The sequence below is a fragment of the Gloeotrichia echinulata CP02 genome (assembly GCA_038087035.1).
Classification (GTDB): Bacteria; Cyanobacteriota; Cyanobacteriia; order Cyanobacteriales; family Nostocaceae; genus Gloeotrichia; species Gloeotrichia echinulata.
Window position 1 is genome coordinate 2,548,481 of the sequence record CP051187.1, and the last position, 17,360, is coordinate 2,565,840.

Sequence of the window (17,360 nt, forward strand, 5' to 3'; positions counted from 1 at the left end):
CAAAAATATTTAATTTTTCCGGTTTTCCATCTATCTCACTTGTTAATATGATTTGTTTATACAATACATACTGAAAGGTTGGTAATTTTGAATATATATCAATAGTTGGATAATTGTCTGACAAAATTTACCAGGTTTCATTTATAGTATAACTTTACACAGTTTAATCTACTCACCTCTAACGATAACTAAACATAGAAAAGAATTATATTGCATATTTAAGATTTTTGGGAAAAATCGTGAAAATCTATTTCTCTAGCCCCCAGTCGATATTTTCAAGCTTCAAACCGGATTGCTATACTCCTGTTGCTGACGAAAATCAATCATAAATATCACATAGATAAGTTGAAAAATCAATGGCATTTTAGATATATTTTATCGGTAAACGATACATACAAAACTTACGATTTTATGCATGACTAAGGTATATACATCAAAATATAGGGCTTATACTTGCAGATATAGATGAGCATATAATTATCAATTCATGATTGAGAATTTATAATTAAACAATGGAAGCAAGCACTAAATTTTTAATTTAGTAGTCCTACATCAGTGCAGAGTTCAAGCTACCACTGAAATGATGGATTCCCTTCGCTTATCTAATTCAAATAATTTAGAAAAATATGAGGATATTAACTGGATTATTGACTATCGAAAATTGTATTTTCAACCCAGATAAACATTGGCGGACCTACTGGCTAATATCTATTGCCTTTGCTGTAGTGATATTGTTGGAATATTTGACACCGCCTCAGTATGTATTTGGCTACCTTTACACCGGGACAATTTTGTTAGCCAGTTACCGATTAAATCGGTCCGCCGTGTTTGGTGTCACCCTAGCATCTGCGGGATTAACGCTATTAAATTTGTTAATTCCACATTTGGAAGTCACTGATCCGCCTACTTTGGCAAATCGATTAATAGCAGTAATAGCATTATTAGTAACAGGGTGGTTAAGCGATCGCAACCGTCGCCATGAAGAGGCGATTGCTTATACGCAATCACAATTGCGCTCCCAAACACAACTGGCTCTGATGCGTGAAGATTTTGTTTCTACTCTGACTCATGACTTAAAAACACCCCTATTAGGCGCAATTGAAACCCTAAAATATTTTCAAAATGGGGAATTTGGCGAAGTCACCCCCATGCAAGAAAAAGTATTACAAACAATGGCTCGCAGTCATCGCAACACACTGCAACTGGTACAAACTCTGTTAGACGTGTACCGCAATGATGCAGAAGGACTGACACTACAGCGATCGCCTGTTAACTTAGTGAGTATAGCAGAAGAAGTAATTGCCACCCTAATTGAACTAGCAAGAACACGTCAAGTATACGTTTCTCTTAACGATAGCCAATCAGATTTTCGGCGGTTTTTTTGGGTAAATGGCGATGCTTTGCAACTTGGGAGAGTTTTCAGCAATCTTTTGATTAATGGTATTAATCATACTCCTCGTGGCGGTAAAGTGGAAGTAGTATTGGAAAGTAATTATGGGGAGCAAATTGTGAAAATACTCGATAGTGGCCCTGGTATTACTCAAGAAGAGCTACCCCACCTATTTGAGCGATTTTATCAAGGCCATAGCGATCGCCACGTTCCTGGCTCTGGATTGGGACTTTACTTAAGTAGGCAAATCATAGAGGCACATGGAGGTACAATTTGGGCAGAGAATCGTTCCCCACGCGGTGCATTATTTGGTTTCAAACTCGCTGCTTCTGTTGTTGTGGGGTGAAAACGGGAGTAACGACAAATGACAACTGACAAATGACAAAACCTGCTACTGCAATCAGAATCTTACTTGTTGAAGATGATGAACTTTTTCGTCTGGGACTGCGGATGCGGTTACAGCAGGAGTCGGGTTTGGAGATTTTAGCAGAGGCCCAGGATGGGGAACAAGCTGTAGAATTAGCAAATCGTTATCCATTGGATTTGGTCTTGCTGGATATCGGTTTACCGGGAATTGGTGGGATAGAAGCTTGTCGCCAAATTAAGCAGCAGCACCCAAGTTTACCAATTTTAGTTTTAACGTCTCGTTCAGAAAAGCCCCTGATTGCACGGTTAATTGCTGTAGGTGTCCAAGGATACTGTCTCAAGGGTATTGCCCCTGAGTCTCTGATATTGGCTTTGCGTTCAGTGGCGACTGGGGCTTCTTGGTGGGATAAAACGGCGACTACAGAAATTAGGGCAGCTTTTGAGGGTAATTCTACAGCAGTGTTGCCCACAAAAACTACTGAAGCCTTAGAAAATCCCTTAACCAAGCGAGAGCAAGAAATTTTGGCGCTGGTAGCAGCTGGCAAAAGCAATCAAGAAATTGCGGAAATTCTCTACATTGCCCCTGGTACCGTGCGGGTTCATGTCCATACCATTTTACAGAAGTTAGAGGTGCGCGATCGCACTCAAGCTGCAGTTTTAGCGATTCAACAAGGATTAGTGGCGTCAGAATTGTTGATTAATTAGATTGACTGCACCTTTAGAAAAGAAGTTCTTAAAAGCTTACCTTAAATTATCAAAAGCAAATTCCGTCTCAATCTTGAGTCATCTCCATATTTTTGCGTGAAACCACGGTATTAATTTCGTGTAACGTAATATATATTACTACTAATTATCCGAGGCGCTGTGAAGAGAATAGTAGATTTGTTCTAGTGCTGCGTCTCATTAATTTTGATGGTTTCGTAGTCAACACTTTAGTGCTTGAAAATCTAGGACTTATGAGTAATCTAGAAACTGATCTAATTCATAGTAATCTGCTAAACAATGATCTAATTATCAACGAATTTTCCCAAGGTAGTACTGGTGCTAAAGAATGGGTTGAAATTCTTGTTGTTACCGATAAACTAAATCTGCAAAATGTCAAATTAATTGATGGTGATAATACTCTGGAGATCATCTTATCTGGTGATGGCTTTAAATCGTTGAAAGCTGGAACTTTAATAGTGCTGTATAACGGCGGTGATCGCGATGGCAAGATTCTTTCCCAAGACTTAAATTACGATCCATTAACTGGAGATTATGTACTACAGATATCATCTCTGAATAATAGTGGTAGATTTGCAGTTACTCGTACAAAAGGCTGGAGTACCACAGCTGCTGCTTTTAACAACAGCCAGGATAAAGATATTCCCGTTTTGCGAAATTCTGGTGATGCTACAATATTTGCTTATCCACGCGCTATGACTCCACGCGCCGGCAGATTTAGTGCTTATACTGGTGACTCAGCAGCGGATGCTAAAAATACTAAAAATCCCGCTTGGTCTGCTGATGCTGCATCTACATTAGCTACTCCAGGCGCAGGTTATCCTGGAAAGAACACAACGTGGATTACAAATTTGCGTAATGTTATTTACACGATTTCTACAGATACTCCAACTATTGATGAAGGTAATAGTGGTAGGCAAACTGTTACTTTTACTGTCTACCGTGGTGGTGATAGTGGTGGTCCTATTGGTAGTAATACTGAGGTAGCGGGTAGTGTTGATTATGCCTTTGGCGGTAGTGCAATTTTGGGCAAGGACTATGATAATATACTAATTAAAACTGAAGAATTTACTACACCAAGTAACGTAGGTCAGTTTATGGATGGTACTTTATCTGGAACTTTAAATTTTCAAACCGGGGAAAGGATAAAGACAATTACAGTGGATATTTTAGGTGACCAAACATTTGAACCTGACAGAAATATTACTGTTACCCTGAGTAATGGCAAAACATCTACTACTAAAACTGCCGCAATCACTACCAGTCAAGCTAATATAGACATTATAAACGATGACAATCTACCCACTATTAGTATTTCAGATGTCTCTGTCAAAGAAGGCAACATAGGCATTATAAATAATAATGCTAACTTTGCAGTCACTCTCTCCAACCCCAGTTATGAGAAGATTATCGTTAATTACAATAGTAGTGATGGCACTGCCAAAACTTCTGATCTGGATTATATTCCTGGATTAGGGACAATAATTTTCAATCCTGGTGAAACCCAGAAAACTATTAGCATTGGCGTTAGAGGCGATAACAAATTTGAAGCGAACGAGACATTTTCGGTCAATCTATTTGGGGCAACAAATGCCACTATAGCTGATGATCGGGGAGTAGGTACTATTCTCAATGACGATAGACAAGCTTTTTCATTTGGATCTTCTATATTCCCAGTAGCACAACCTTTTTTCTGAATCAGACACCTAATTAATTAACAGCAGCAGTGCGATTTTGTCAGGTGCTGAAAATTAAGGCACAAAATCACCTATTTCGGGTTACGAACAAGGCGAAAACAACCAGGGACTTCCCAAAAAATTTCCCATTTTTATTGTGGGGTCAGACTTCCAGTCCATCAATCACCAACACTATTTTTTTGTATCCCCCTAGTCCCGCGATTTCAAAGTCTTATACAATACCACTAAAACGCTGACACATGTAGGAGCGAGTGGGGGCACGGCATTGCCGTGCCCCTACATCTGGTATCATATCGTGTGGATTTAGGGGTATCTAAAAATTTATCCGGCCAAACAAATAGTTTGAAAACACGCGCTAGTGTATAATCAAACGAGTCATCAGGTTCTGGTGGGGAACAGCCATCAGAGGTAACGGGGAAAGCTCGGTGTAAGTCCGGCACTGTCCCGCAACTGTGAGCCAATTTGCAATTTTAGATGCGCGAGTTAAGTGATCTAAAATTACAATTTGAGTTAGTCAGAACGCCCACCAAGGTTGACCGATCAATTCTACACATCTGCGAGGTACGGATGACTGCTGCTGCGAATATTTCCATAACTAGCCCCTTGGATGTGGCCTCCCATACCTTATTTGTCTGTAAAACCTGTGCCAGCGTTTGGGAACAGGGAAAGCGTGTCGGTGAAAGTGGGGGTCAAAAACTACTAGAACAGCTTCAGCACCTGGCACAAGATTGGGATTTACAAGCTGAATTCCCCATTCAAGAAGTGGAATGTATGAGTGCTTGTAACCGTTCTTGCGTGGTCGCTTTTGCAGGTATTGGTAAAATCACATATCTCTTTGGTGATTTAGCCGTTGATGAGAGTGCATCTGCGGTTTTAGAATGTGCTAGTCAATACTACACTCAAGCTGAGGGTTTACTACCTTGGTCAGCACGCCCGGAAGCCTTGAAAAAAGGCATTTTAGCCAAAATTCCCCCCTTAGCTCTAGGATGATGGTGCGGGTTTTGATTTTGGGGGGAACCGGAGATGCAGGGGAACTAGCTGCTAGAGTTGCTGCTATCCCACACTTTGAGGTGATTTCGTCTTTAGCCGGTCGCACCCGTGAACCATCTCTTCCCTTGGGGGATTTGCGAATTGGGGGCTTTGGTGGTGCGGCTGGATTGGCTAATTATCTGCGTCAGATGAGAATTGATGTATTAATTGATGCTACCCATCCCTTCGCACAACAGATTTCCAGCAATGGGGCTATGGCTGCGAATGAAGTGGGAATACCCCATCTCATGTTAGTTCGCCAGCCTTGGGAGCAGCAAAAAGGCGATCGCTGGATTGAAGTTGAGAACACGGAAGCTGCAGCAGCGGTACTGCCAAATCAAGCACAGCGGGTATTTTTAACCGTCGGTAGACAAGAACTTGCAGCCTTCGCCCATTTAGAGGATATCTGGTTTTTGATGCGGATGATTGACCCTCCCAGCCCTGATGCTTTGATACCCCCAGGTTTGCTATTGTGCGATCGCGGCCCATTTTTTCTGGAGAATGAGCGAAAAATCCTCATTCACCACAACATTGATACAATTGTGAGCAAAAATAGCGGTGGTGATGCAACCTATGCCAAAATTATCGCCGCACGGGAATTAGGCGTTAAAGTCGTGATGGTAAACCGGAAAGCCACACCACCAGGGGCGCAAGTCTCAGATGTTAAAAGTGCTGTGGCTTGGCTACTTGACAAATTGCATAATTAGTCAACAATATGCTTACTCAGAGATTGTATTTACTCGTGTACCTCATTGACCCGAAAATTGCTGTAAATAATGGTTAAATATTGAGGCGCCCTGTAGTCAACAATTGATATCCTCCGACAAAACAAGCCATTGAAAGAGAAAATTGCCAGAGACTTGTAGGGTTGAGGATAGCGCTGCTGCTGAGAAAAATTAGAACAATACCTATTCCCAGCACCACCCAACCTAAACTCTTCTCCTGACGGTGTAGGAAAAATAACATAAGAATCCCAGAGGTTAGACAGAGTATAGAAGCATCAGCAGCTATACCACGCCACCAATAGGGATGTACATTGGTAGTGAAGTAAATATTTTGGCCGAGAAAGTAAACTCCGGCTAGTAGTAATGCTAAACCAATCAACTTGAATAAAAATCTCATTATTTAAATGGTGATTAAGTTCTCAGGCTATATTACAACCCACATTCCGCACCCTCAACTGTCACAATCGTATTTTACTGTTTTTTATCAGGAAATAAAGTAGTATAATATACTAATTCCCCTTATATTAACGGATAAAGCATGTTTGCAAGGCATAATTTATAGCTGTAAAAATAGAATATTTTAAGTAATTAAACTATGTGACACCCTAGGGTGCGGAATGTGGGTTACAATACGCTTGGTGTTAGAGCCAAAAACCTTGACCCATGTAGGTTGGGTTGAGGAACGAAACCCAACATTTGGCGGGTTTGTTGGGTAATGCATTGCCTCAACCCAACCTACAATTTTTCTTAACTGAACCGTATTGGGCGATATTACCCAAATAAAAGCAGGAATTACGCATTACCCGTCGTAGACATCCCACTTTATAAATAACCTCTTAGGGACTGACGAAAAATAAATAAATTATCCCGCATATTTGTACATTTGTAGGGGCGCAAGGCCTTGCGCCCCTAGGATGGGATATTTTTTTAATTGAAAGTAGTCTACATAATATTGATGGGGTCTACATCTATCGTTAAACTGACAGAATTTGCACAGAGCGATCGCACATCTTCCCAATCGGGTAATTGTGGTAATGCATCGGGAGCCAGTTTAATTAATATTTGCCAACGATAGCGATTAGCTACCCGTAAAATACTAGCTGGTGCTGGGCCTAATATCTCAAATCCTTCTCCCGTACCTAATGCTGTGGCGATGATTTGCGCGGTGTTTTGTACTTGTATGGGATCTAAACTGCTCAATCGCAACAAAATTAACCTACCATAGGGGGGATAATTAAGTGCTTGTCTTTGCTCTAATTCGGTATGAGAAAAAGATAGATAATCGTGATGTTTGACTGCTGCAATTACCGGATGTTCTGGGGTGTAAGTTTGCATAATTACTCTCCCTGGATCTTCCCCCCTACCAGCACGGCCAGCGACTTGGGTTAAGGTTTGAAATGCGCGTTCACTGGCGCGATAATCTGATAAATTCAGCAGTCCATCAGCAGCGACAACACCAACTAGTGTCACCTGGGGTAAATCTAAGCCTTTGGTGAGCATTTGTGTCCCCACTAATAAATGGGCTTCTTTGTTGGTAAATTGGGTGAGTAGGGTGCGGTGTGCGCCTTTGTTGCGGGTGGTATCGCTATCAAAGCGGATGTATTTTAATTGGGGGAACTGTCGGGTTAATTCTTGGGCGACTCGCTGGGTTCCACTACCGAAAAATTTCAGGTAAGGCGAACTGCATTCGGGGCAATTTCGGGGATGCGATCGCCCATAATTACAGTAATGACAACGCAATAATTCTGGCGCCCCCGCTTCGGTGTGATGATACGCCAGCGACACATCACAGTGTGGACATTCCATCACATATCCGCAACTTCTGCAAGATACAAATGTACTATGTCCGCGACGATGGATAAATAATATTCCCTGCTGTTCTCTTTCTAAGAGCTGTTGCAAAGCTGTTTGTAGCGATCTACTAAATATCGAACGATTTCCCTGCTGTAACTCTAGCCGCATATCCACTATTTCCACTGGTGGTAAGGGGCGAGAGTTGATGCGTTCTGGTAAACTTAAGTAATAAGTTGTGGAAATTCTCTCCTGTTCCCCCTCTGTGCTGGCTTCTTGGGGGTTAGGGGGTGAGGTTACGGCGCTGACCCAACTTTCTAAAGAAGGGGTCGCTGAACCTAAAACTAAGGGACAATTTTCTAATTCGGCTCGCCATTGGGCGACGGTACGGGCGTGGTAGGTGGGGATGGGGGAGTCTTGTTTAAAGCTGCTGTCGTGTTCTTCGTCTAAGATAATTAAACCCAGGCTGGGTAATGGGGCGAAAATGGCACTGCGGGTACCAATCACTACTTGGGGTTCGCCTGTGAGCATTTGGCGCCAGGTGTCGTACCGTTCACCGTCGGAAAGGGCGCTGTGATAAACGCTGACTTTTTGACCAAAACGGGCGCGGAATCTGTCTGTTAGTTGGGGTGTGAGTCCAATTTCTGGGACTAGGACGAGGGCGGATTGGCCTTGATGGAGCAAAGGGGCGATCGCTTGTAAATATACTTCTGTTTTGCCGGAACCTGTTACCCCATGCAACAAAACTTGAGCAAATCCATTTAGGGCTTGTATCGTCTCCAAGGCGTTAGCTTGGGCTACAGTTAAGGATTTATGTCCATCGCCAGCTAATACAGGGCCTTGTTCTGCTCGCAATACTTCCCGGTCTTCAATGACGATGTAGCCTTTGGTTGCCAAGGTCTTCAGGGTAGAGGAACTAGCGTTACAAATTTGCAATAATTCATTGTGCCACAATTCACCACCACGCCGCCGCAATACTTCGAGAATTTCTCTTTGGCGAGAGGTTAAATCATTGTCAATTGTCCCAATAAGGGTGACTGCTTTTTGCAATTTTGGTCGAGGTAATTTGGGAGGTTCTAAGTAGCTTTCGACTAAACCAAATCGCAATAACTCTCTGACTCCACGATAGGCTGATTTGACTTTTTGTTGGAGGTAGGCGAAACTGTAGTCTCCTGCTGGTTGCGCTTGTAAAAGTGACAGAATTTGCTGCGCTACCGGAGTGAGGAAATCTGGAGCAGAAGCATTGGGAGAATTGATACTCATCTGATCTCCCTCTGTTTCCAATGCTTGGGAATTCAAGCGGATGCGACGCTGCGATCGCCCCAGCAACCCTGGTGGTAAGGCTACCCTGATTACCTGAATTAGAGGCGTGTAGTAGTATGCTGATATTCGATTGAGCAATTCCCAATAACTTGTGGGAAAAAACCCTCCACTGACTATATCTTCTACATCCCGAATTTTTTCACGTGGTAAATCGTCACTTGGTTGAGCCAAAAGACGGATAGCGATCGCTCCTAGTTGTTGTGTGCCAAACGGTACAGTTAAAATATCACCTGGTTTTACTTCCAAGTGGCTTGGTAATCGGTATGTAAACAGTTCTAAGTTTCCTGGACAGTCTACTAGGACTTCGATCCACCGATTGGCTGTTGTCCCTAACTGATAGGATTCCCCCGGCTCATTCACCACAAAATTGGATAAATTTACGTCATTAATATACATATTTTCTGATTTAATGGATAGATATTTCTATTTCCTTCACGTAGTTACTCACAATGCAGCTTCCTGGCTCATTTGTAAGTTTTTCCGGTTTCCGGTCTAAACTGTATTTCGCAATACTTTTATCACCCATAATACTTGATAAGTTTCCTCTTATGTAATCTACTAGACAAACTTCTCACAACTATACGTGCCATAAATATTGGATGTCTACTATACACAAAAAAATCATTTCACTGGTCTTATTTGCATCGGTTCATCCATCTCCTAAATAGGAGGTAGCCTTTTTCCGTCTCTTGATAGATATTCAATCCTTTATGTCTATGACATGCTTTTATACAAACATGATATTTCCGAATTTTACACTACAGATTTTGTATCATTTACCCAAATTTATCAGGGGTGCATAAAACTATCACAATCACGAAAACTCCAAGGTCTTAAATGATTCTCAATCGATAAAGCCTCAAAAACTTTATAAAAATATATGAATCTTTAAGAACTAGGAATGGCTGGCGTGAAATTTTATATTGGTTAAGGTTGAGAAAGTTTGAGGGTGTTTGACATATTTCGTGATTAACCAAAAAATGAAGAATATATGGGTCAGCAACCTGGAAAATGGCTTGTGGGTGCAAAAGCCAGTATGGGTTAGAAGTTAAATCTAGCAGGAATTAAGGACTGACAGCATAAGACGGATTTTTATTTGTGATCAGAGATTAGCAGAGACTTCTATTTTGCTATTAAACGGGTGCATTTGTCCTCACGAGAATACTACCAAACCTCAAAGAAGCAGCTGTCACTGAATTATGTACCAAACAAAGCAAAACCATCCCTAGAGGAAACTATGAATATTGCTGAATTGGGAACGATGGAAATACTCAAGAATGCTGCTGATGAAGAACAATCACTCGATAGTTTAGCAGCAGTAGCAGAGGAAGACTCCCCAATTCCAGATCATCTGGAATCAGAGGAACGCGATGGAGATGAAATGGCTGCGGCCCGACCGTCGGGATACAATAAAACCGAGCATGATGATGCTGTAGGCGCCTTTTTTAAGGAAATGGCGCGTTATCCTCTACTCAAACCCGATGAAGAGGTAGAATTAGCAAGGCGAGTTAGGTTTCTAGAGGAAGTGAGGGAAATCCAAGAATCCTTACACACAACCCTAGGAAATCAACCGACCAAGGCACAAATAGCAGCCCAGCTAGAGATGACCGATAAGCAACTCGAAAGCCGATTGTATCAAGGTCGCGTAGCAAAACGGAAAATGATTCGCTCGAATCTCCGGTTAGTCGTGTCCATCGCCAAGCGATATCTTAATCGTGGAGTCCCTTTTCTGGATTTAATCCAAGAAGGCGCAATGGGTTTAAATCGAGCAACGGAAAAATTCGATCCAGATAAAGGATATAAGTTTTCTACCTACGCCTATTGGTGGATTAGACAAGCTATAACACGGGCGATCGCCAACGATGCACGCACAATCCGCTTACCCATTCATATTGTTGAAAAACTTAACAAACTTAAGAAAGCGCAACGAGAACTCAAACAAAAACTTTGCCGTAATCCTACGGAAGCCGAAATGGCCGAAGCGTTGGAAATTAATGTCCAACAACTACGCCAACTACAACAACTAAGGCGTCAAGCACTTTCTCTTAACCACCGCGTTGGTAAAGAAGAAGACACGGAATTGATGGATTTGCTAGAAGATGAAGATAACCAATCTCCAGAAGCCAAAATGAACGAAAATATGATGCGCCAGGAGATTTGGGAAGTATTGGGTGATGTCCTAACCCCGCGAGAAAAAGACGTAATTTCTTTGCGTTATGGGCTAACAACTAGCGAACCCTGTACCCTAGAAGAAGTCGGTAATATGTTCAATCTTTCCCGTGAACGAGTCCGCCAAATTCAAAGCAAAGCCATGCGGAAATTGCGCCGTCCTCACATAGCCAAACGCTTGAAGGGTTGGTTGATTTGAACAGCTAAGGGGTCAAACGATTTTGGATTTGGGATTTGGGATTTTGGATTGACCCCGACCACAAGGGACAAACAATTTTAGATTTTGGATTTGGGATTTTGGATTAAATCTAATATCTAAAATCTAAAGTTCTGCGGAGCGGGGGTTGTACCGAAACAATGTAAAATCTAAAATCTAAAATCTAAAATCTAAAATCTAAAATTGGCTTGGTCAAGGGTCAAAAGTAGTTACCACTGAAGACTGACAACAGTCATCCGTTAAAAAACTTTGCACTGTTGATTATAGACTATGGACTATGGACGTTGGACTATGGACTAATGGATTTGAATTTGCGTTTTGCTGAACCAGATGATTGTGGCGTGCTGTTTGACTTAATTCAGCAGCTTGCAGAGTATGAAAAACTCTCTCATGCCGTCACTGGCAATGTTATGGCGCTCAAGGAGCATCTATTTGGCTCACCAAGATACGTTGAAGCGATTTTAGCAGAGTATGCGGGGCAAGCTGTAGGTTTTGCCCTATTTTTTCCTAATTATTCCACATTTCTGACAAAGCCAGGAATTTATCTGGAAGATTTGTTTGTTTTACCAGAATATCGGCGTCAAGGTATTGGTAAAGCACTGCTGACTAAATTAGCCCAGATAGCTGTAGAGCGCGATTGCGGGCGCTTGGAATGGTCCGTTTTAGATTGGAACGTGTCAGCCCAAGCCTTCTACCGCAGCATGGGAGCCACAATTTTAGATGACTGGCGCATTTGTCGCGTCACCGAAGCAGGGTTGACCAAAATAGTAAGGAGTTAGGAGTTAGGAGTTAGGAGTTAGGAGTTAGGAGTTAGGAGTTAGGAGTTAGGAGTTAGGAGTTAGGAGTTAGGAGTTAGGAGTTAGGAGTTAGGAGTTAGGAGTAATGAGTAATGAGTAATGAGTAAGGAGTAAGGAGTAAGGAGTAAGGAGTTTCACTGGTTCCCAGACTCTAGACTGGGAAACCATTCTGGGAGGCTCCGCCTCCAGTAGCTTGACAAAAGGCAGAGCCTATGACATTACATTCCCAGCCATGAGGCTGGAAGACGACACAAGCCTTTGGGCTTTCCTTAGTGCCATTCCGTCAAGAGTCAAGGGTCAAGAGTCAAAAGTAGTGAGAAATGACAAATGACAACCATCGTGAACTACTCAGACTTGCCTACGGCTGAAGTCTGTAGCTCTCCCAATTCATCAGGAATAGCCTCAAAAACTCCGCAGTTCTCTTGGTCTGACATTCCCTCCAAGGGCAGGAGTCCTGATTCCCAAGACCCAAATCTTCTTCTTGCAACATATACCTATTAGCTTGGTTTTCGCTTATGGCATTGATGGTCAAGACATTAAATATATTAGCAGAAAATCCTAGGGATTCGTCATCCATCCAGAATTTATTTTTACCAGGTAAAAAATCAATTCCAGATGTAATTCTCATCCCCCACTCCCTATCCCCACCGAACTCACGAGTTGAGGGTGGGGACTTCCGCGATTCGTTAAGATTTTATTATTTTTTGACTATTTAGTATCCAGCTTTACAAAAAGTTACATTTTTTTGATAGATGCCTTTTCCCAAAAAATTGGATTAAAATTAAAAACCTGGAAACCTATGATAGTAAGCCGTTTCGCCGAAGTATGACAGCCTGTCTTTTGACGAAGGTAAACAGCTCAATTGACAATTGTGGAGGATATTGCACCGAATTGATTTTTGTCGCAGAGGGAACACGAAATGAGAAAATTTTTATCAGTATTACTGTTGTGCGTAACAATCTTTACTTGTTCCTTCAGTAATTCAGCTTTGGCTGCAGAGGCTGCTAAGGGAGCGGCTATATTTACAGCTAATTGTGCCCAGTGCCATGCACGTGGTGGTAATATAGTTAACCGTGCCAAAACCTTAAAAAAGGCAGCTTTGGAAAAGTATGGCATGTACTCAGCAGACAAAATTATCTACCAAGTTACCAAGGGTAAAGGTGCTATGCCTGCTTTTGGTAGGAAGTTGAAAAAAGACCAGATTGAAAATGTAGCTGCTTACGTGCTTGAACAAGCAGATAAAGGCTGGCCGAAGAAGTAAAGCTATATCTCATTTGCACAATTAATAATTAGCGGGGCTTTTTGTCCCGCTAATTGTGTAGAGGCCGAAATTGTCAAATCACAACAATTAACAGTCAACAACTTCAAGAGATTATTGTTATTTTTTGGAGTTCCCTTATGACTTATTTTAGGCAATTAGTTCTGATTACGATTCTGGCTTTTATTCTGACTTTTTTGCCAATACCTGTTGCCCATTCTTCACCTACATCAAACACCCAAGTCAAAGGGAGTGATTTCTTGAAATTGGGTGTAGATAAGATGCGACATGAGCATTATCAAGCAGCTATCGAGAGTTTCAATCAAGCGATTGAACTCAAACAGGATTTGGCTGGAGCTTATAGCAATCGCTGTCTGGCGTATCTCCAATTACAACAATACCATGAAGCGATTGCAGATTGTACTCAAGCCATAAATTTTGTCTCAGATAATATTGAGGCTTACCTAAATCGGGGAATCGCATACTACAGACTAGGGAATTATCAAGCCGCGATTGTCGATCATAATCAAGTAATTGCACTCAAACCCTCTGATTTTCGCGCTCATTACAACCGAGGGTTAGCCCATGCTGACAATGGTAATTATTTAGAGGCGATTGTTGATTACAATCGCGCCTTAACTCAAATTCCCCAGACCATGAGTCTACTGCTTGCAGATATTTACAATGACCGAGGTTTAGCGAGGTTTGAGTTGTCAGACCTAGAAGCTGCTATGGACGACTTCAGTATAGCAATTCGTCTCAATGTTAACGATGATAGAGCTTATTTTAACCGGGGTTGTATTTGCGGCAGAAATGGGGATGATCTGTGTACAGTGCGTGATTTTTCGGAAGTAATCAGGCTGAATCCAACTCAGGCAATGGCTTACGTTAACCGGGCAGTAGCTCTATATAATTTAGGATATCATCAAGGGGCGATCTCAGACTTACAAAAAGCGGCGGATTTATTTGTCCATCAGGGAGACAAACTCGCCTACGAAAAATCTTTACATTTACTGAAGATCATCCAACAAGAAATATCTTCAGTTTCAGAAGTTGGTTGAGCTAAGGTAACGCGAAAAAACGAAAAAACTCGGTAGGGGCGCAAGGCCTTGCGCCCTTACAAATTATCGATGTGTTGCAAAGATTTTTTGAATTGGTATTAGTACAGGATTGCACAAATTCGTGACGAAATGAAAATAAAGTCTATCGTTCGTAGCTACTCCCTTCCCGCTGGAAGATTACCGTTCGCGGAGCGTCCCGTAGGGAAATAATTTTTAGCTCACGCAAAGGCGCATTCGCGGAGCGTCTCGCAGAGAAGGCGCATTCGCGGAGCGTCTCGCAGAGAAGAAGGAAAATTATAGGTAATCTTAGACCGGGAAGGGAGTATTCGCACAGCGTGGCGTTAGCCTTGGACAATTACGAACCAAAACGCCACGAATTTAGGAAACGCTGTACTTAAGTACGAGGAAGAAAACCCTGTTGCCCATTGATGGGGTCAAAGAGTACATTGTACTTGTCGAAAAATGCGATCGCACTGTTCACGATTACAGGTTGCTCTGCTTGTGGTAAGACATTGATGTTCCACAAATTAAACCCATTGCGGTTTCCTGGGACAAGGCTGTAATTTAATATCCCCGGAATTGTTACCTTGACAGTATTTTCTGGGCGTAACCTTCCTGCTTTCAGTTTACCCATGAGGGAAGCAGACTTAAAGTGAATAAAACTATTGCTGGTGCCAGTATCCGCTAACATTCTACCGTTACAGCTATTTTTTATAGCACTTCCTGAGATAGTCAAACAAACTCCGTTAAGTCTAGAGTCCCATATATTGCCAGGTATACCATTAATCACAGGTTGTGGAGTCAGGGAAGCCAGCTTGAATCCTTCTCGATTCTTTGCTGTCAAGCCCAGAATCAGGGTACCTCTGTTGTTACTACCGCCATTACCAGTAACGATAAATCCGTTATTCAGGTTTCCTGGTAGTTTTCTCAATGGGTTATAGGGGAGTGTCTCTTCTGAATAGTTCACACCAATTATACCAGAAAACGGCTGCCCATTTTTTGCCGAGCAATTAGGTTTATCGGGTAGACATTGGCGACTGGTAACAACTTGGACGGGAACTGGTTCTGCTGTGGGAATCAGTCCTATGCGGATATTAGCGTAAACTATCTCTCCTTCTAAGATAGTGCCATCACTTAATACTTCCTTGACAACTTGACCCGTTGAATTAATCGGAGCATTTCCCAAAAACTCTTGAGGAACTCTTAGCCCTGCAGAACCTGTATCCATTAAAATACGTCTAGGCTGACCACCTGCCACTGCTACCTCAAGAAAGTATGCACGTCCGCTTTGACTAGCTGCACCTCTTGTATACAAGGGAACTGATATCGTATCAAAACTCGGTTTTCGGGGTATGATTTCGGCAGTATCACGCACAGATGGATTAGGAAAAACTTCTTGAAATCCAGCCTGTCGCTGCGCTACTGGTTCTGGTGCGTAGTCCCAAAGACTTTCGTAATAGAAAAAGACCGCACCTAAACCTCGTTCTTGAGCAGTTCGGACTTGAGACTGAATTTGTTGTAGGGAAACTGGGCGATTTCTCAACCCTGTCATAATACCTATGCCAACTGGTATTAATTGTTGTGCTTCTATAATTTCTGGTGTAGAAATTGTACTAACAAAACTTGGTAAATCATTTCTGTAAACCTGTACTACAAGCTCATCTACAATCCCCAAACGTACCCAATTGAGCCAGTCTTGCAGTTGAAATTTGTAAGCAAAGTCATAGTAATTAGGAGATACCGCAAAAATTGCGTTTGGTTTTTTTGCTTTCACAGCTTGGTATAGCTGCACCATAAAGGCTGTGATTTTATCTGCTCGCCATCGCACCCATGCTTGGGCTTGAGGATTAGGCGGTGGCGGATTCCCGGTTTCCTGAGTATATAGGTTAATCGTGTATTTGTCGTAGCCAAAATCCACAGGCAAACTTGTATGGTCGTCAAATTGAATACCATCAGCGTCATATTGGCTGATGATTTCCATTACAAGGTCAGTAATAAACTGTTGCACTTCTGGGTGGAAGGGATTCAACCACGCCACCTCACCTGCAGCAGTAATCGAAGTTTGCGTCCCATCCAGCTTTTGTGTCAACCAATCGGGATGGGTTGATGCTAGTTCTGAAGTCAGGGGAGCCATAAACCCAAACTCAAACCAAGGAATCACAAGCAACCCTTGACGGCGGCCCTGAGCAATCATATCTGCAACCACATCTTGTCCCTCTGTACCTTTGAAGAAAAAAGGGATACCCATTTTTTGAGTTACGGCACTGGGGTATTTTGTGTAGCCATCATTCCAAACCACGGGATAAATTGTGTTAAAATTCAATCGCCGCAATTGAGCAATTGTGTCCTGTACCCTAGCGCGATTCCGAAGAATGTCAAAGTCATTATTTGTCAGCCAAACCCCGCGAATTTCTTGACGGAGTGGTTGCGATAGTTGAGCAGTTGCAGGAGTGAAGTTTTCTAGGAGTAACGCGGTAGCAAATGATATCGCAAACAGGATTGGTAACAGACGCTTAATTGATCGCAAACGTTGACGTATCAAAGAGAATAGCATAAGCACTTAAATAACAGAGTGTTAACTTGCATACTTTGGTGATGGAACTGAGTAGATGCCAATCTCTAACTAGTTATGTTACAGCTATTGTCAGGTAAATAGACCATGCGTCCCAATACTGCTCGGTTAAGGAAAATCGTAGGTTGGGTTGAGGAACGAAACCCAACAAAGCCCCCCAAATGTTGCCTCAACTCATCCGTCCTTGAGGCGGAAGCCCACTATATCTCGCTCCCACGCAGAGCATGGGAGCGAGACATTGC

13 protein-coding genes and 1 riboswitch are annotated in these 17,360 nt (G+C 42.3%); of the genes, 9 read left to right on the forward strand and 4 right to left on the reverse strand.

Annotated elements, in window-relative coordinates:
- Positions 1 to 626: 626 nt before the first annotated feature.
- The 5 genes from HEQ19_11195 (at position 627) to HEQ19_11215 (ending at position 5,912) form a co-directional block, all read left to right on the forward strand.
- Positions 627 to 1,736 carry a HAMP domain-containing sensor histidine kinase gene (locus HEQ19_11195; protein WYM00003.1) on the forward strand — a complete coding sequence of 370 codons (1,110 nt, stop codon included), beginning with the start codon at positions 627 to 629 and terminating at the stop codon, positions 1,734 to 1,736.
- Between the two features lie 32 nt (positions 1,737 to 1,768).
- The gene (locus tag HEQ19_11200) at positions 1,769 to 2,461 is read left to right on the forward strand and encodes a response regulator transcription factor (protein ID WYM00004.1); all 693 of its coding nucleotides are present in this window, start codon (positions 1,769 to 1,771) and stop codon (positions 2,459 to 2,461) included.
- Between the two features lie 251 nt (positions 2,462 to 2,712).
- Entirely contained in the window at positions 2,713 to 4,176 is a 1,464-nt protein-coding gene (locus HEQ19_11205) for a Calx-beta domain-containing protein (GenBank protein WYM00005.1), read from the forward strand.
- 363 nt (positions 4,177 to 4,539) lie between these two features.
- A riboswitch (cobalamin riboswitch) is annotated at positions 4,540 to 4,722 on the forward strand.
- 21 nt (positions 4,723 to 4,743) lie between these two features.
- Positions 4,744 to 5,166, forward strand: coding sequence for a DUF1636 family protein (locus tag HEQ19_11210; GenBank protein WYM00006.1), 423 nt, complete (start codon positions 4,744 to 4,746; stop codon positions 5,164 to 5,166).
- Positions 5,166 to 5,912, forward strand: a complete 747-nt coding sequence (locus HEQ19_11215) for a cobalt-precorrin-6A reductase (GenBank protein WYM03356.1) — start codon at positions 5,166 to 5,168, stop codon at positions 5,910 to 5,912. Before HEQ19_11210 ends, HEQ19_11215 begins: the two co-directional genes overlap by 1 nt.
- A gap of 73 nt (positions 5,913 to 5,985) precedes the next feature.
- Here the strand turns inward: HEQ19_11215 and HEQ19_11220 are convergent, their stop codons facing one another.
- Both HEQ19_11220 and priA read right to left on the reverse strand, forming a co-directional pair.
- Positions 5,986 to 6,327 (reverse strand): hypothetical protein, encoded by a 342-nt coding sequence (locus tag HEQ19_11220; GenBank protein ID WYM00007.1) that lies wholly within the window; start codon positions 6,325 to 6,327, stop codon positions 5,986 to 5,988.
- 545 nt (positions 6,328 to 6,872) lie between these two features.
- The gene (gene priA, locus HEQ19_11225; protein WYM00008.1) at positions 6,873 to 9,440 is read right to left on the reverse strand and encodes a primosomal protein N'; all 2,568 of its coding nucleotides are present in this window, start codon (positions 9,438 to 9,440) and stop codon (positions 6,873 to 6,875) included.
- An 841-nt stretch (positions 9,441 to 10,281) separates the two neighbouring features.
- On the opposite strand from priA, the gene HEQ19_11230 reads away from it, so the two are divergent.
- Together HEQ19_11230 and HEQ19_11235 are read left to right on the forward strand one after the other, a co-directional pair.
- Entirely contained in the window at positions 10,282 to 11,412 is a 1,131-nt protein-coding gene (locus HEQ19_11230; protein WYM00009.1) for an RpoD/SigA family RNA polymerase sigma factor, read from the forward strand.
- Positions 11,413 to 11,729: 317 nt separating this feature from the next.
- Entirely contained in the window at positions 11,730 to 12,209 is a 480-nt protein-coding gene (locus HEQ19_11235) for a GNAT family N-acetyltransferase (GenBank protein ID WYM00010.2), read from the forward strand.
- 376 nt (positions 12,210 to 12,585) lie between these two features.
- Here the strand turns inward: HEQ19_11235 and HEQ19_11240 are convergent, their stop codons facing one another.
- On the reverse strand, positions 12,586 to 12,855 hold the full coding sequence (locus tag HEQ19_11240; GenBank protein WYM00011.1) for a hypothetical protein: 270 nt from the start codon (positions 12,853 to 12,855) through the stop codon (positions 12,586 to 12,588).
- 291 nt (positions 12,856 to 13,146) lie between these two features.
- Between HEQ19_11240 and HEQ19_11245 the strand changes: the two genes are divergently transcribed.
- Together HEQ19_11245 and HEQ19_11250 are read left to right on the forward strand one after the other, a co-directional pair.
- Complete coding sequence (locus HEQ19_11245; GenBank protein WYM00012.1) at positions 13,147 to 13,488, forward strand: c-type cytochrome; 342 nt, start codon at positions 13,147 to 13,149, stop codon at positions 13,486 to 13,488.
- 137 nt (positions 13,489 to 13,625) lie between these two features.
- Positions 13,626 to 14,546 carry a tetratricopeptide repeat protein gene (locus HEQ19_11250; GenBank protein ID WYM00013.1) on the forward strand — a complete coding sequence of 307 codons (921 nt, stop codon included), beginning with the start codon at positions 13,626 to 13,628 and terminating at the stop codon, positions 14,544 to 14,546.
- 394 nt (positions 14,547 to 14,940) lie between these two features.
- Here HEQ19_11250 and HEQ19_11255 read toward each other — a convergent pair whose 3' ends face one another.
- Positions 14,941 to 17,100 carry a family 10 glycosylhydrolase gene (locus HEQ19_11255; GenBank protein WYM00014.1) on the reverse strand — a complete coding sequence of 720 codons (2,160 nt, stop codon included), beginning with the start codon at positions 17,098 to 17,100 and terminating at the stop codon, positions 14,941 to 14,943.
- Positions 17,101 to 17,360: the final 260 nt, after the last annotated feature.